Source organism: Defluviimonas aquaemixtae (assembly GCF_900302475.1).
GTDB classification, from domain to species: domain Bacteria; phylum Pseudomonadota; class Alphaproteobacteria; order Rhodobacterales; family Rhodobacteraceae; genus Albidovulum; species Albidovulum aquaemixtae.
On record NZ_OMOQ01000007.1, the window covers coordinates 51380 to 65265 of the forward strand.

Sequence of the window (13886 nt, forward strand, 5' to 3'; positions counted from 1 at the left end):
ATCAGCTACGGCAATTCTGCTTCGGCACTCATCACGACCTGTGCGAGCGGCGCTGTCAAAGTCCACGACGCACCAGTCGGACCGTATACGAGCTCGACTTCTCCACCAACGGAAATCGCTGCCATCCTTTCAATGACGGTTCGGCCGAAGCCAGTCTTCTCTGGCGGCGTGACCTCGGGACCGTCATGCTCGCGCCAGCTGATGTGAAAGATCTTGTCCCCCTGGCTGGCGCCCCACCCGATCGCGACGGTACCGTCGGGAACTGAAAGTGAGCCATACTTCAGCGCGTTGGTCGACAGTTCGTGCAGTGCCATCCCGATGCCTTGCGCAGCACCGGGCGTGAGCATCAAGTCGGGTCCGGCGATCTTGACGCGGCGGCAGCGCACCTCTTGAGCGAGGTGATTGAGCTGTGATCTTATGAGGTCCTTTGCGGTGACTCCGCCCCAGTTTCCCTGCACGATCAGATCCTGCGAAGCGGAAAGCCCGAGAAGTCGCTGGGAAAATCGGTCGACGAACTCGTCCGGAGAACTGCCGCGTGCGGTCTGGCGCGCCATGGACGTAACCACCGTAAGCAGGTTCTTCGATCGGTGGTTCACCTCTCGCATGAGAAATCGAACATGCTCTTCATATCGCTGCCGCTCGGAAAGATCATAGAAGTTGCACACAACGCCCGGGCGGCCATCCGGCATCGTGATGCGCTCGATCTTCCAGTCATAGGATTCGGTTTCGCCGATGTCAGATCTGCGCTCGATGGTTCGTGGTGACCGATACGGCTCTCCAGTCGTCAGCGTGTGCCGGAACCTCCCGATTGCCTCGGTCGCGAATGGTTCGGGCCAGAGAATGCGCAGGGCGTCCGCAAAATCGTGCCCGATCAAGGGATGAACATTCGCGAAGACCTTCCGGGCACCATCGCTCACATGCGCAATGCGAAAATCGGCGTCTACCGTATAGATGCCGAATGGGGAGTGCTCCACCAGGCTTCGAAAGGTGTCGTGCGAGGATTTCAAGGCTTTCAACGCGGCGTGCCGGTCGGAAATATCGATGCCCGAGGGAATGAGGTTCACGATATCGCCGTCCTCGTTCCTGAGCGGAGCGAGCTGGAAATCGATCCATATGAGCTGTTCGCCGGCGACGCGAACCTGCACGTCGTAGCGGACAAGTTCTCCGGCAAGCGCGCGATTGCAGGCGTCCTGCAATTGCGTCTGAGTGTCGGGCGAGTAGCTCCACCAGTGGCAGTCCCAGAATTTCTTCCTGATGACGTCCTTTACTTCCAGGCCCGCCACTTCCAACGGTGCGCGGTTCACCTCGATCAGGGTTCCCTCAAGATTCAGAACGCCAACGAACGCGAAGAGATTGTCGAGCACGTCGCGCAGCCGTTGTTCCGACCGGCGCTGCTCGGTCACGTCGCGGTTGACGTTTGAAACGCCGATAATTTCGCCGGAGACGGATCGGATGGGCGCGGCGGTGATCTCAATTCTCCGCCGTTGTCCCGTCTTGGTCTGACGAACGACCTCAAAATTTCTCAACCCGTTCGAGACGATATCGGCGATGTGGTCCCCCACGCTCTTTGATGAGTCGGGCGGGAACAAGAACTCTACTGACCGACCGATTACCTCGCTGCGGTCGTATCCGTAGAGTTTCTGCGCCGCTTCGTTCCAACTGGTTATGTGCCCCTCAAGGTCGAGACCCACAACCGCGTCCGGCATCGTGGCGACGATCGCCGCAAGGTTCTTCGCGTTCTGTTCGGCGTGGGTCGCTTCGATCTCGTGGCGCTTCTCCGCCGAAACATTGCGATGCAGAACGAGCGCAAAACGGGCTCCATCAAGATCCAAAGGTTTGGCGATGACCATGAACCAGCGCTTTTCGGATGGGCAATGACAGGGGTACTCCGCAGAAAACTCCTGTCCGCCCGCGAGAACGCGGGAAAGCCCGGCCCCTATCCGCGTCGCAAGTTCGGATCCTTCACCCGAACTGTCACGGCAAACTCGCAAGTAGTTTTCTCCGACGTAATAGGACGTCCGATCGCCGTCGTTGGCGCAACTGAACTGTCGCCAAGCGTCGTTGACGCATCGGATCGTGCCGTCAGACGCGATGACCGCGGCGCCATCGGGCACGGCATCAATAACTTGTTTCAGCAGGGCCGATTGCAGCATTCCCCTCCCGTCAATGTCTTGGCCAGAGCCAGTCGAGCCATATCATTATGCCTTGACACGGTCGAATAGCGCCAGTCTCCTGTTTTATTGTTGTGAGATCTGGACGAGATCACCGCAACCGGGAATGAGTCGCCGGCCTCGTTGAAAAAAATTCTTGCGAATGACGCAGATGCGCGGTCAGAACAGTTTTGTGAATGCTTGGCACGATCATGAGCGTGCGATCCAGCAGGAACCGTCACACTCGCGATGCCGGACTCATCGCCGTTCTTCACAATTTCCTATGGCGGATCCGCGAGACGCTCACAGTCATTGCTGTCCTCTCAATTGTCGACTGTCGGCACCACAACGTCCGGTTCGACCTCCTCCGGCTTCTGTTCTTCCGGCGTTTCCACGGATCCTTCACCCCCGTCTGCCGATGGATTAAGCACCTGCTCCACCGCTCCGCGCTCTGCGGGGGAGGGCGCTTCTTCTACTTCGTCGAACATCCAAAACAATATCGCTCCGACGCCAACGAGCACGACAAGCGCCATGCCCAGAAGCGGCCCCAGATGTCGTTGCTTCTGCCTTTCAATGTCCGTGCGAGGAGCGCTCAAGACCATTCTCCCTTTTGTATTGATGAAGAAGTCCTCGAACAAACGCTAGCGAGCCGAGGTTGTTCCGATGGTTTCTGACGCCGACACGGGGCAGCGCAATTGGGGACCTGCCGGAACCCAGGCCACGATCGGAACATTATCCATCTCATCCAACCTGGGGAGATCCACCATGGATGACAGCCACGACAAGCCCGAAGTGATCGAGGGCAAGCTTATTGCCCATCGGCGCATTCTGGCGGCGCTTCTGGCAACGGTGATCGGAGATGGCCCAGCCGCGAGAGAGCGGCTTCGCAGAATGATCGCCGATGACGCGATAGCAACCGATCACGCCGAGGATCCGGGTGTTTTCCCCGACAGCGCATTTGCGATATCTTCAACGGTGGCCGAAGAATTCAGGCTGATAGCGAGAGAGGCAGCCGAGATTCAAGCTGCCGCGGGCGCCGCAGATTGACGGAATTTTTCCGCGCTCGAAGCGTACGTTTCTCGCAGCAGGCATGAAACCCCGATCGCCAACTGGTGTTGAGGTTCGCCGACACGCGGGATCGACTGGAGGAACGATGCTGACCGAAAAGCAGGAAGCGCTGTGCACTGACCACGATCTGGTTTTCACCGGGATCAAAGCACTGTTCGTCAACACCTCTCTCAAGAAAGCCGCGAAAGACAGTCACACGCAGCTACTACTGAACGTGTCTGCGAAGATCATGGAAAAGAATGGCGTCGCCGTGGAGCATCTGCACCTTCTCGACCATGCCGTCCCACCGGGCGTCTATCCCGACATGACCGAACAAGGCTGGGACAGCGACGACTGGCCGGCGCTATGGCCGAAGGTGCTGGCGGCGGACATTCTGGTCGTCGGCACCCCGATTTGGCTGGGCGAGGAGAGCAGCGTTTGCCGCATCCTGATCGAGCGTCTCTACGGCATGTCGGGGGAGTTGAACGACAAGGGCCAGTCCATTTACTACGGCAAGGCGGGTGGCTGTGTCGTCACGGGCAACGAGGACGGCATTAAGCACGTCGCCATGACTGTGCTCTACGCGCTTAGCCATCTCGGCTACACGGTGCCACCCCAGGCCGATTGCGGCTGGATCGGCGAGGCGGGACCGGGTCCGTCATACGGCGACAAGACAGAGGACGGCGACGGCGCGGGCTTTGACAACGAGTTCACGCAACGAAACACGACGATCATGACGTGGAATCTGATGCATCTCGCCAAAATGCTCCGCGACAGCGGCGGCTATTCCAGTCACGGCAACGACCGCAGCGCCTGGAAGGCGGGGTGCCGATACGACTACGAGAACCCCGAGCATCGCAGGTAACCCGGCGCGCAGCGGCCTGTCCGGCGCCTTGCCGATCATTGTCAGCAACTTTGCGTCGTCCGTCGTTGTTCAGATGATCGGGTTCAGCCTTAGCCTCACGCGAGAGGCTGCCTGATTACGGACGTACATCGCCAAGGGGCACGGTCGAGATCGACATCTTGGCCGAGCCCTTCTGCACTTCGCGGGCGTGGGCGAGGTAGATGAGCGTGTTGTTCGTCGCATCGTAGACCCGCCGTACCACCAGTGACTTGAAGATGATCGATCGGCCGGTCCGAAACACCTCTTCGCCGTTTTCGTCGCGGTCGATGTCGCCGACTGCGATGGGGCCGGTTTGCCCGCAGGCGATCGAGGAGTTGGACGGGTCCTCGAACCAATTGCCCTGCTGCAGGCGGTCGATCAGCCCACGCTCGAAATAGGCGATGTGACAGGTCACGCCCTTCACGTCGGGATCCGCGACGGCCTCGATGATGATGTCGTTCCCCAGCCAGTCGACACCGACCTCTCCGATCTGTTCGGCCGGAGCCGCGGTCGCCACCAGGGCAAGTGCGAAAGCATGACGAAGCAATGTTTCCTCCCGGAATTTTCGAGCCAATGCTCAAGAACCGATTTCGTTCCGTTGACCGGGAACGAAATGTGCATTGACTTGTTACATTCATATCCGTGCAAATCCATTCCGGAGTTCCAAATGGAAGCCTTGCTTCTCGTGACACTCGCGTCGCTCGTCGCCCCGTCCCTCCAAGTCTACGCGCGGGGTCTTCGTGTTCCCAGCCGCCAGATCTCGGAAGGGTTTCCCTGTCAGCGCAGGACGGGTTGAAGGCGCCCCCACCACTCCTGCCGCGGCCGGAGGGTCTCTTCTGCCCGGCGGGCGGATATTACATTGACCCGGTTCGGCCCGTGGATCATGCGCTCATTACCCATGGCCACGGTGACCACGCACGGGCAGGCCACGGCGCGGTCATGGCCACCGAGGAAACGCTTGGGATCATGGCGATCCGGTATGGCGAGGATTTCTCAGGAAGCCGACAGGCTGCAGGGACCGGCTGGACCGATATCGGCGACACGCGCGTGCGGTTCGTACCCGCCGGCCACATCCTCGGCTCCGCGCAGATCGTGATCGAGACCGGGGGCACCCGCGTCGTCGCGGGGGGCGATTTCAAGCGCGGCAGCGATCCGACCTGCGCCGATTTCGAGCTTGTACCCTGTGACATCTTCATCAGCGAAGCAACCTTTGGCCTGCCGGTTTTTCGTCATCCGCCGCCAAGAGACGAGATCGGCAAGCTCATCCAATCCGTCGTCGCCAATCCTGACCGCGCGCATCTCGTGGGCGTCTACGCGCTCGGCAAGGCGCAGCGCGTAATCCGGCTCTTGCGGGACGCGGGCTACGACGCGCCACTCCATTTGCACGGCGCGCTGATGCGGCTTTGCGGCTACTACAACGCGCGCGGTATCGAGCTTGGGCCGCTCGTCGCAGCGACGCAGGACGGCCCTCGTGACGCCTTCGCGGGGCAGGTAGTCCTCGGCCCGCCATCGACTTTCGGCACACCATGGGCGCGGCGTTTCCCCAATCCGGTGATCTCCTTCGCCTCTGGCTGGATGGGGGTTCGCCAGCGCATCCGCCAGCGCGGGGTCGAACTGCCGCTGGTGATCTCGGATCACTGCGACTGGCCGGAGCTGACGCAGACCATCACCGAGGTCGGGGCCGAGGAAATCTGGGTTACACACGGCCGAGAGGAGGCGCTGGTGCGCTGGTGCGAGCTTCAGGGTCAGGCGGCCCGGCCGCTCAACCTTGTCGGTTACGAGGACGAACCGGAATGAAGGCTTTCGCCCAGCTACTGGACCGGCTTGTGCTCACGCCCTCCCGAAACGGCAAGCTTCGCCTTGTGCGCGACTACCTGGCCGCGACGCCCGACCCCGATCGCGGCTATGCACTTGCGGCACTCACCGGCGATCTGGACCTGCCCTCGGTCAAGCCCGCGCTTCTGCGCGCGCTGGTGGGCGAGCGGGTGGACGAGGTGCTGTTCCGCCTCTCCTATGACTATGTCGGCGATCTGGCAGAGACCATCGCGCTGATCTGGGAAGGGGGCGGCGACGGCGACCTGCCGCTGTCCCAGGTCGTCCGGCGTCTTTCATCCGCTGGCAAAATCGAGGCGCCCGCGCTTGTCACCGAGCTTTTCGACCGGTTCGATGCCTCCACGCGCTTCGCGCTGATCAAGCTTGCAACGGGCGGCCTGCGCGCCGGGCTTTCGGCGCGGCTCACCAAGACGGCGCTGGCCGAGTTCGGTGACGTGCCGCTCGCCGAGATTGAGGAGCTTTGGCACGGCCTCACGCCGCCGTACGAAGATCTCTTGGCCTGGCTCGAGGGCCGGGCGGCGAAGCCCGAAGCCGCGGGCCATGCGCCCTTCCGTCCGGTGATGCTCGCCACGCCGCTGAACGAGGGCGAGACCGACGCGCTCAACCCCGCAGACTTTGCGGCCGAATGGAAATGGGACGGGATTCGCGTACAGGCGGTCAGCGAGGCGGGCACCCGGCGGCTCTATTCCCGCACCGGCGACGACATTTCCCCCGCTTTCCCCGATATCCTCGACGCGCTGGATTTCGAGGGCGCGCTTGATGGCGAACTGCTCGTTCGTCAAGGCGATGCGGTGGCGCCATTCGCAAATCTTCAGCAACGGCTCAACCGCAAGACGGTCAGCAAGGCGATGCTTGCGAAGAATCCGGCCTTCATTCGGGCTTACGACATCCTGATCTGGGAGGGCGAAGACCTCCGTCCGCTCCCGCTCAGCGACCGTCGCGCCCGGCTCGAAGCCGCCGTCGCCGCCTGCGACCCCGCCCGCCTCGACCTGTCACCGCTCGTCGATTTCGACGACTGGTCGATGCTCGCCCGCCACCGCGCCGAACCGCCCGATCCGGTGATGGAGGGGCTGATGCTGAAACGCTGGGACAGTCCCTATCTTGCGGGCCGCCCTAAGGGTCCGTGGTTCAAATGGAAGCGCGACCCTTATCTGATCGACGCTGTTCTGATGTATGCCCAGCGAGGACATGGCCGACGGTCGAGCTTTTACTCCGACTACACCTTCGGGGTCTGGACCGAAGACGGCACGCTGGCGCCCGTCGGCAAGGCCTATTTCGGCTTCACCGATGAAGAGTTGCGCCGGATCGACCGCTACGTCCGCGATAACACGTCCGGCCGTTACGGCCCGGTTCGCGCGGTCCGCGCCGAGCGAGACCACGGCCTCGTGCTGGAAATCGCGTTCGAGGGCCTCAACCGCTCCAGCCGACACAAATCCGGTGTCGCGATGCGCTTCCCTCGCATCGCAAGGCTCCGGTGGGACAAGCCGCCTGAAGAGGCCGATACTCTGGCGGAGCTAATGAAGTTTCTGCCCGCAGAGTAGGCTGTCGAGCGTCGCACTTGTGTCGGGTAGAGGGATTTGTTCACATATTCAATGACATGCGGCTGTGATTGTGCGATACGTGATCGTACCTACTAACGCGCAACAATTCCGAAGTTGCCGAATCCGCTCCGAACTCACCAAGATCCCTGTGCCATCTCTTAGTGCGAGGCGGTGATGTACGACTGGAACGATCTTCGATACCTTATCGCCGTTGCCGGGGCGGGCTCGACGATTGCTGCCGCGCGACGGCTCGGCGTCAATCAGACAACGGTCGCCCGACGGATTGACGCGCTGGAGCGGGCGCTCGGCGTGGCGCTGTTCGAACGCCGGGCGAGCGGCTATGCCCTGACGGCACGCGGGCGCGAAGCGTTGGCATTGGCCAGCCGCGTCGAGCGCGAGGCCGAGGCACTCGGCGACACCGCCGGAGCGTGGCGGCGCGTCGTCTCGGGGGAACTTCGGGTTACGACGACAGAGATCCTGGCGATGGGAGTTATTGCGCCGCTGGTCGCCGAACTGCGAGAGGCCTGGCCGGGGTTGTCCATCGAACTCCTGGCCGAAGATCGCAGACTTGATCTGCGCTCCGGCGAGGCGGATGTAGCGATCCGGCTCGGTGAACCGGATCCAGAGCCCGAACTCGTCGGCCGCCGGATTGGAGAAAGCCATTGGGCGCTCTATTGCGGTGCCAATTATTCCGCTCGCCACGGTCTGCCTGCAATGCCGTCCGATCTGGCCGGCCACCGCGTCATCGCCGGCAGCGGCGCGATGACGCGTCTGCCGGCGCATCGCTGGCTGGCCGGACTTGCGCCGGAGGCCCCGGTTGCGCTGCGCTGCAATTCTGTGCCGAATCTGATCGCGGCGGCGCGCTCCGGCATCGGCATCGCGCCACTGCCGATGTTTGTCGCGGCCGACGATCCGGCACTGGTGCGCTGTCTGCCACAGCATTCCATCAGCGCGCCGATCTGGCTCATCCATCGCGCCGGACAGCGCGATGCCGCGCATGTGCGGGTTTTCGTCGACGCCGCGACCGAGAGGTTCCGCACATTTCGCGGCAGGTCGACCGGCGCGAGCGATCAGGCCGCAGCGGCCGTCTTGCCGACCGGGGCAGCGGGCGCGGGGAAGCCGAGCTGACGCGCCTGGGCGGCTCCGTCCCGCGCACCCCAGCGCCCCGCGATCCGGCTGTTCTCCAGTTCGAACCACTCCATGGCAACGAGTTCGTAGGTCTTGCCGGTCGGCTCGCTAAAGCCCAGGAACGGGCCGGTCCAGCGGCCATGTTCGTGGTAGCGTACCGCGACCCGGTTCCCCTCAGCCACCATTTCCTGCACTTCGAGGCGCATGTTCAGACCTTCGTAAAGCTGCTTCCAGATTGGCATGGCGAAGTCGAGCCCGCCAGCGCCGGTGACGCCCTGGATTCTCGCATCAGGCGCAAAAAGCGCGACAAGCCGGTCGAATTCGCCGGCGTTCAGCGCCTCGACGTAGGCGGTCACGATCGCCCGGTTTCGTTCGATATTTGTCATGCTGCTGTTCCGTTTCGCATCCGGCCGCGCCGATCGCGGCAGGTTGCGTTGGGATACGGCCAGTGACGTGGTCGCTGGAAGCTGCAATGTCGCCGTGGGCTTCTGCGAAAATGCAGGCGTCTCAGGCACCGGTTCTCGATGTATACAAAGCGCCTGAAGCAGGCGGGCGCCAGGACCAGATTCCAGCGGCGCACCGCCCGGCCTGACCGGTCGCGCGAAGCAGACAGCACAAGCGCCCCGTCCACGAGGTCGCGGACCGACTGGGCAAGGACCTAGCAGAGAAACCAGAAGCGGCGCAGAGGCGATCGCAGTGTCATAGAGTATCGCGAGGACGAATGATCGGGGTGCGCGATCGATACATAGTGTCAAATGTGCTCCGCGCGGAGGCAATCCGGGCGGAGCGTTGATCAGGGTTAAGTTCCCCTCCCGGGGCGAGACGGTGAGGATCGCGGCGATATCCGGTTGCTCGCTGAGGCGAATCCGGCCGCCGCGTAGTGATACCAGCAAGAAGCCGAATGGAGGCTGAATGAAACGTCTTGAAAACAAGCTGTGCATTGTCACCGGGGCCGGGCGCGGAATAGGTGCGGCAATCGCCCGCGCCTTCGCGGCCGAAGGCGCTCGTGTGGTCGTCACCGACAAGAACGCGGAAGCTGCGGCGCGCGTCGCCCAAGAAATCGGAGGCGAGAGCCTGCGACTCGACGTCGCTTCGGAGGCAGACTGGCAGGCATTGGCGCGCGCCTGTCCCGAGGCAGATGTCGTCGTGAACAATGCCGGTGTCACCGGCTTCGAAGAGAGCGCCGCCCCGCAGGACCCCGAACATGCGAGCGTCGAGGACTGGCGCGCGGTGCATCGCGTCAATCTCGATGGAACCTTTCTTGGCTGCCGCTACGCGATCGGGGCGATGCGGCCGCGCGGCACGGGCGCGATCATTAACATATCGTCGCGTTCTGGCGTCGTGGGCATTCCGGGCGCGGCGGCCTACGCATCCTCCAAGGCGGCGATCCGCAACCATACTAAGACCGTGGCGCTCTACTGCGCCGAACAGGGGCTCGCGGTGCGCTGCAACTCCGTCCATCCCGGGGCCATCCTGACGCCGATGTGGGAGCCGATGCTCGGCACCGGCCCGGAAAGGGAGACGCGGATGGCGACCTTTGTCGCCGACACTCCACTGCGCCGCTTCGGCCAGCCAGAGGAAGTCGCCGCGGTGGTCGTGATGCTGGCCTCGGATGAGGCCGCATACATGACGGGCACGGAGCTCATGATCGATGGCGGTCTGCTCGCTGGTTCCGCAGCGGCCCCGAACCGCCAGTCAAGCGACGCTCCCTGATGCGCCTGGCCACCGGTCCAGATTCCAGCTTCGCGCGACAACGCTAGCCGAGACTGCGAAGCAGTTCCAAAGAGGGCTCTCCTGTCGCAGGTAGGCCGCGGCTCGACTGGTAGGCGCTGATGGCCTGACGGGTGTTGGGCCCGATCACGCCATCGGTACCGCCGGTATCGAAGCCCCTTGCGGTCAGGCGCCTCTGCAGCGCGATCCGATCATCCTTCGTCATTCCGTTGGCGTCGGGTGGGAAACTCCCCTGAAGGGGGCCTGCGCCGCCGATACGGTCTGCAAGGTGGCCCACCCCGATCGCATAGGCGTCAGAGTTGTTGTAGCGCTTGATCGCACCGAAATTGCTCGTGACGGCGAAGCGCGGCCCGCCCGGCTGGGGCTGGATCAAGCGGCCCGAAGGCGCGCCGGTGCCGGCTTCGCCCCCCCAACGCACCCCTCGCGACCAGCCGCTGCGCGCGAGATAGGCAGCGGTCGAGGCAAGGGAGTCGCTGGGGTCATCCGACCAGATGTCGCGCCTGCCATCGCCGGTAAAATCGACCGCATAGGCAAGATACGATGTCGGAATGAACTGAGTATGCCCCATAGCACCGGCCCAGCTGCCGGTCAGGCGCGCCGGAGTGATATCGCCGTTTTGGAGGATCTTCAGCGCGGCCACGAGCTGCTTTTCGAAGAACGATCCGCGGCGCCCGTCATAGGCAAGCGTCGAGGTGGCGGAGACCACGGGCACATCGCCCCGGCGCTCGCCATAGAAACTCTCAAGCCCCCAGATCGCCGCAATGATCTCGGCGTCGACTCCGAACCTGTCTTCCAGCGCCCCAAGGGTCGCCCTGTGCCGGGCGAAGGCGGCGCGGCCCTTTTTCAGGCGTTCGTCGGAGACGGCGATGGACAGGTAGTCCTCGAGGCTGCGCGCGAATTCGGTCTGATTGCGGTCACGCGTGACGGCGCCGGGGAGATACCCGGTGCCTCGGAATCCCGCGTTGAGCGTGGCCTCTGAAATGCCGTGGCCTCTGGCGCGCCCGCGAAACGCCGCGACCCAGGCGTCATAGCCCGCATTCGGAGCAGGCCGCAGGTCAGCAGGCAACCCCCCGCCGCTTCGACTGACGACGTCGAGCTGCGAAGTGCCACTGCATGCGGCAAGTCCAAACGCGGTGAAACCAAGCCCGAAGTGACGTCTTGTAATGCCCATGTCTCTGCCCGCAGTTTCGTTGTTGATGGAGCTATGGTAGCGGATCAGGACCGGCGCGCAATCCACGTGGACAGCCGCTCGCATGAATGCGCCTAAGCCGTCCGCCAGTCACCGACCCATCACCTCCGTATGTTCGGTCAGAGACGTCGCCAGCGTAAGCGCTCGCGCTGTCGCCTCGGCCATCTGCGGCAGGATCATCCACTCCAGCGCCCAGGCTGCGCCCGAGCGTTCCTGTTCGTGGACCAGACTATGATGCAGTCCCGAGACGAGCGTCGCGTTGAAGCGCGCGAGTGTGACTAGAATCTCGGCTGGGATTGGGTTCTGCTTGTGCGGCATGGCCGAAGATCCGCCACTGCCACGGATCCGGATTTCGTCGATGCCCCGCTGCGCCATAAGGCAGATGTCCTGCCCCATCTTCCCGAGCGCGCCGGTGAGAAGCGACAGAAGCGCGCCGTATTCCGCGACGCCATCGCGCTCGGCGTGCCAGGCGCGCGGCGGGTTGGCGAGGCCGAGGTCCGTGGCTAGGCTCTTGGCGATTGCCGGCGCTGCGTCTCCGACCGCGGCGCGGTTGCCGGCGGCGCCGCCGAATTGAAGCTGTTCGACGCGCGGACGGATGTCCGCGATCCGCGCGCCGTGGCGGGCGAGCGGCCCGGACCATGCGTCGATGTGGTCGGCGACGCGGATGGGGACGGCGGCCTGCATTCGTGTGCGCCCCATCATCGTGTTGCGCCCGAACTTGTCGGCGAGGCCGTGCAGCGCTGCCTCGAGCGCGGCGATGCGCGCAAGAAACAGGTCGGACGTCGCCCGCAGGCTGAGCGCAAGCGCGGTGTCGATCACGTCCTGCGACGTCGCGCCCTGGTGCACGGAATTGTCCGCGCCAGGCAACGCGTGCTTGACCGCGGCCACGAGGGCCGGGACCGGGACGCCGTCGCGGGCCGTGCCGTCGCGCAGCTCCGCAATGTCGGGTTTGACCGTCAGGATCGCCTCGGCCGTCGCGTTCGCCGCAGTTGCGTTGACGAGCCCCGCGCGGCCAAGGGCGCGGCTCCACGCGGCTTCGAAGCGCAGCATGTTCGCAAGTTGGCTCTCGGCCGACCAGATCGCCGCCATCTCGTCGTCGCCAAAGAGCCCGCCCAGCCAAGAGTGATGGAACACGTCCGTCATGAAAGCCCGCCTCTCATCCTCTTGATCTCGCGCGCCCGTGATTGGCCGCTTTGGCGCAGGGAAGCTGCCTGACGCGGTCCACCGTGACAAGCCGCGTGGACACAGCGGCGGCACGGCAGCCTGAGGGCCTGGAAACCAGCCCGCATCGCCCTGCGCAGACCATTTCAGATGCGCAACGAGTGCGATCCGCTTGATGTTGAGGGGCGGTGTCCTCGCGGTGACGGTGCCGACGAACCCTGCCAGAATGCCTGATCCGCGTTCCATGGCACACAGATGGCCCCTGGCGATCTCGCCCACGACCACCCCGCGCGGAGGAAAGATCACTGAAAGCTCACCGAGCGCCGACGCGAGGTCGGGGGCGGTGAGCAGGATGGCTCCGCCAGTCGAATGCCTGCTTGCCGAGGATCTGCTCGAGTTCTTTCGCTGTCTTCGGCGCGGCGCGCTGGGAGACGCTCATATGGCAGGCAGGGCCCGAAAGGTCTACCGAGCCGGCGATTTCGAGGAAACATTTGAACTGACGCAGGCGCAGGTGGGGATCGGTACTTGTAGCCGATGGGTGATTTGCAAGGTTGAAACCATCAAATTTGATGTACGGATAGTCGCGATATGAAGCATTGGACCAAGTGCGAGAGGCTTGAATGACGGATCGCTACGAGGAAGGGATGCGGACCCGCCGCAAGGTTCTGGGCGACGACCTCGTGGATCGTGCCGAGGCGAAGAAGACCGAGTTCGACGCGCCGTTTCAGGAACTGATCACTGAAGGTGCATGGGGCACCGTCTGGTCGCGACCTGGGCTCACGCCTCGTGAGCGTTCGCTCCTGACACTTGCGCTCCTGGCGGGGCAGGGCAATCACGCGGAACTGGAGATGCATGTCCGCGCCACCGCCAATACAGGCGCTACGCCCGATGACGTCCGCGAGGCGATGCTGCATGTCGCGATCTATGCGGGCGTGCCGCGCGCCAATCACGCGATTAGGATCATCAAGGACACCTACCTCGATATGGGGGTCGAGATATGAGCAAGGCGCTCCGCCTCGCCGAACTCCACCAGCGCGACCGTGAGTGGCACCCCCCTGCGCTTACGCCGAACTACAAGACCAGCGTCGCGCGTTCCCCTCACTATGCGCTTCTTTCGCTTCAGAACTCGGCCAGCGAACTGACCGGGCCGGTCTTCGGCCAGAACGACATCGACCCGTTGGACAACGACCTCATCCGCAACTACGCCAAGACCGGAGATCCGA

General features: G+C 63.5%; 13 protein-coding genes and 1 pseudogene. 8 read left to right on the top strand and 6 right to left on the bottom strand.

Annotated elements, in window-relative coordinates; translation table 11 throughout:
* Window positions 1–5 precede the first annotated feature (5 nt).
* Together DEA8626_RS20090 and DEA8626_RS20095 are read right to left on the bottom strand one after the other, a co-directional pair.
* Window positions 6–1850: a sensor histidine kinase gene (locus tag DEA8626_RS20090; RefSeq protein WP_181366564.1), complete on the bottom strand. Its 1845-nt coding sequence runs from the start codon at window positions 1848–1850 to the stop codon at window positions 6–8.
* A 623-nt stretch (window positions 1851–2473) separates the two neighbouring features.
* On the bottom strand, window positions 2474–2788 hold the full coding sequence (locus DEA8626_RS20095) for a hypothetical protein (protein ID WP_108855029.1): 315 nt from the start codon (window positions 2786–2788) through the stop codon (window positions 2474–2476).
* A 25-nt stretch (window positions 2789–2813) separates the two neighbouring features.
* Between DEA8626_RS20095 and DEA8626_RS20100 the strand changes: the two genes are divergently transcribed.
* On the top strand, window positions 2814–3197 hold the full coding sequence (locus tag DEA8626_RS20100) for a hypothetical protein (protein WP_181366566.1): 384 nt from the start codon (window positions 2814–2816) through the stop codon (window positions 3195–3197).
* Between the two features lie 106 nt (window positions 3198–3303).
* Window positions 3304–4062 carry a flavodoxin family protein gene (locus DEA8626_RS20105; protein ID WP_108855031.1) on the top strand — a complete coding sequence of 253 codons (759 nt, stop codon included), beginning with the start codon at window positions 3304–3306 and terminating at the stop codon, window positions 4060–4062.
* A gap of 115 nt (window positions 4063–4177) precedes the next feature.
* On the opposite strand, the gene DEA8626_RS20110 is transcribed toward DEA8626_RS20105, so the two are convergent.
* The gene (locus DEA8626_RS20110; protein WP_108855032.1) at window positions 4178–4627 is read right to left on the bottom strand and encodes a CreA family protein; all 450 of its coding nucleotides are present in this window, start codon (window positions 4625–4627) and stop codon (window positions 4178–4180) included.
* 245 nt (window positions 4628–4872) lie between these two features.
* Here DEA8626_RS20110 and DEA8626_RS20115 point away from each other — a divergent pair, with 245 nt between their 5' ends.
* The 3 genes from DEA8626_RS20115 to DEA8626_RS20125 all read left to right on the top strand — a co-directional run bounded on the left by DEA8626_RS20115 (window position 4873) and on the right by DEA8626_RS20125 (window position 8582).
* Complete coding sequence (locus tag DEA8626_RS20115; protein WP_108855033.1) at window positions 4873–5877, top strand: ligase-associated DNA damage response exonuclease; 1005 nt, start codon at window positions 4873–4875, stop codon at window positions 5875–5877.
* Window positions 5874–7454, top strand: coding sequence for a cisplatin damage response ATP-dependent DNA ligase (locus DEA8626_RS20120; RefSeq protein WP_108855034.1), 1581 nt, complete (start codon window positions 5874–5876; stop codon window positions 7452–7454). The genes DEA8626_RS20115 and DEA8626_RS20120 overlap by 4 nt, the downstream gene beginning before the upstream one ends.
* Before the next feature lie 174 nt (window positions 7455–7628).
* Window positions 7629–8582 (top strand): LysR family transcriptional regulator, encoded by a 954-nt coding sequence (locus tag DEA8626_RS20125; protein WP_108855035.1) that lies wholly within the window; start codon window positions 7629–7631, stop codon window positions 8580–8582.
* Here DEA8626_RS20125 and DEA8626_RS20130 read toward each other — a convergent pair.
* A complete protein-coding gene (locus DEA8626_RS20130) occupies window positions 8525–8968 on the bottom strand; it encodes an ester cyclase (protein WP_108855036.1) in 444 nt (147 codons plus the stop codon). The genes DEA8626_RS20125 and DEA8626_RS20130 overlap by 58 nt on opposite strands.
* A gap of 526 nt (window positions 8969–9494) precedes the next feature.
* On the opposite strand from DEA8626_RS20130, the gene DEA8626_RS20135 reads away from it, so the two are divergent.
* Window positions 9495–10295, top strand: coding sequence for an SDR family oxidoreductase (locus DEA8626_RS20135; protein ID WP_108855037.1), 801 nt, complete (start codon window positions 9495–9497; stop codon window positions 10293–10295).
* A gap of 43 nt (window positions 10296–10338) precedes the next feature.
* Here DEA8626_RS20135 and DEA8626_RS20140 read toward each other — a convergent pair whose 3' ends face one another.
* On the bottom strand, window positions 10339–11484 hold the full coding sequence (locus DEA8626_RS20140) for a lytic murein transglycosylase (protein ID WP_108855043.1): 1146 nt from the start codon (window positions 11482–11484) through the stop codon (window positions 10339–10341).
* Window positions 11485–11592: 108 nt separating this feature from the next.
* Window positions 11593–12645: a 3-carboxy-cis,cis-muconate cycloisomerase gene (locus tag DEA8626_RS20145; RefSeq protein ID WP_108855044.1), complete on the bottom strand. Its 1053-nt coding sequence runs from the start codon at window positions 12643–12645 to the stop codon at window positions 11593–11595.
* Between the two features lie 638 nt (window positions 12646–13283).
* On the opposite strand from DEA8626_RS20145, the gene pcaC reads away from it, so the two are divergent.
* Both pcaC and DEA8626_RS20160 read left to right on the top strand, forming a co-directional pair.
* Window positions 13284–13664 carry a 4-carboxymuconolactone decarboxylase gene (pcaC, locus tag DEA8626_RS20155; protein ID WP_108855039.1) on the top strand — a complete coding sequence of 127 codons (381 nt, stop codon included), beginning with the start codon at window positions 13284–13286 and terminating at the stop codon, window positions 13662–13664.
* A pseudogene (locus DEA8626_RS20160) lies at window positions 13661–13886 on the top strand (protocatechuate 3,4-dioxygenase subunit beta); the annotation flags it as partial. The gene pcaC and the pseudogene DEA8626_RS20160, both read left to right, overlap by 4 nt.

Bases quoted from the DNA above. Each gene is read 5' to 3' on its own strand.
- DEA8626_RS20105 (WP_108855031.1), top strand. From the start codon at position 3,304: ATGCTGACCGAAAAGCAGGAAGCGCTGTGCACTGACCACGATCTGGTT.
- DEA8626_RS20090 (WP_181366564.1), bottom strand. From the start codon at position 1,850: ATGGTCATCGCCAAACCTTTGGATCTTGATGGAGCCCGTTTTGCGCTC.
- DEA8626_RS20140 (WP_108855043.1), bottom strand. From the start codon at position 11,484: ATGGGCATTACAAGACGTCACTTCGGGCTTGGTTTCACCGCGTTTGGA.
- DEA8626_RS20135 (WP_108855037.1), top strand. From the start codon at position 9,495: ATGAAACGTCTTGAAAACAAGCTGTGCATTGTCACCGGGGCCGGGCGC.
- DEA8626_RS20130 (WP_108855036.1), bottom strand. From the start codon at position 8,968: ATGACAAATATCGAACGAAACCGGGCGATCGTGACCGCCTACGTCGAG.
- DEA8626_RS20120 (WP_108855034.1), top strand. From the start codon at position 5,874: ATGAAGGCTTTCGCCCAGCTACTGGACCGGCTTGTGCTCACGCCCTCC.
- DEA8626_RS20100 (WP_181366566.1), top strand. From the start codon at position 2,814: ATGGTTTCTGACGCCGACACGGGGCAGCGCAATTGGGGACCTGCCGGA.
- DEA8626_RS20145 (WP_108855044.1), bottom strand. From the start codon at position 12,645: ATGACGGACGTGTTCCATCACTCTTGGCTGGGCGGGCTCTTTGGCGAC.
- DEA8626_RS20125 (WP_108855035.1), top strand. From the start codon at position 7,629: ATGTACGACTGGAACGATCTTCGATACCTTATCGCCGTTGCCGGGGCG.
- pcaC (WP_108855039.1), top strand. From the start codon at position 13,284: ATGACGGATCGCTACGAGGAAGGGATGCGGACCCGCCGCAAGGTTCTG.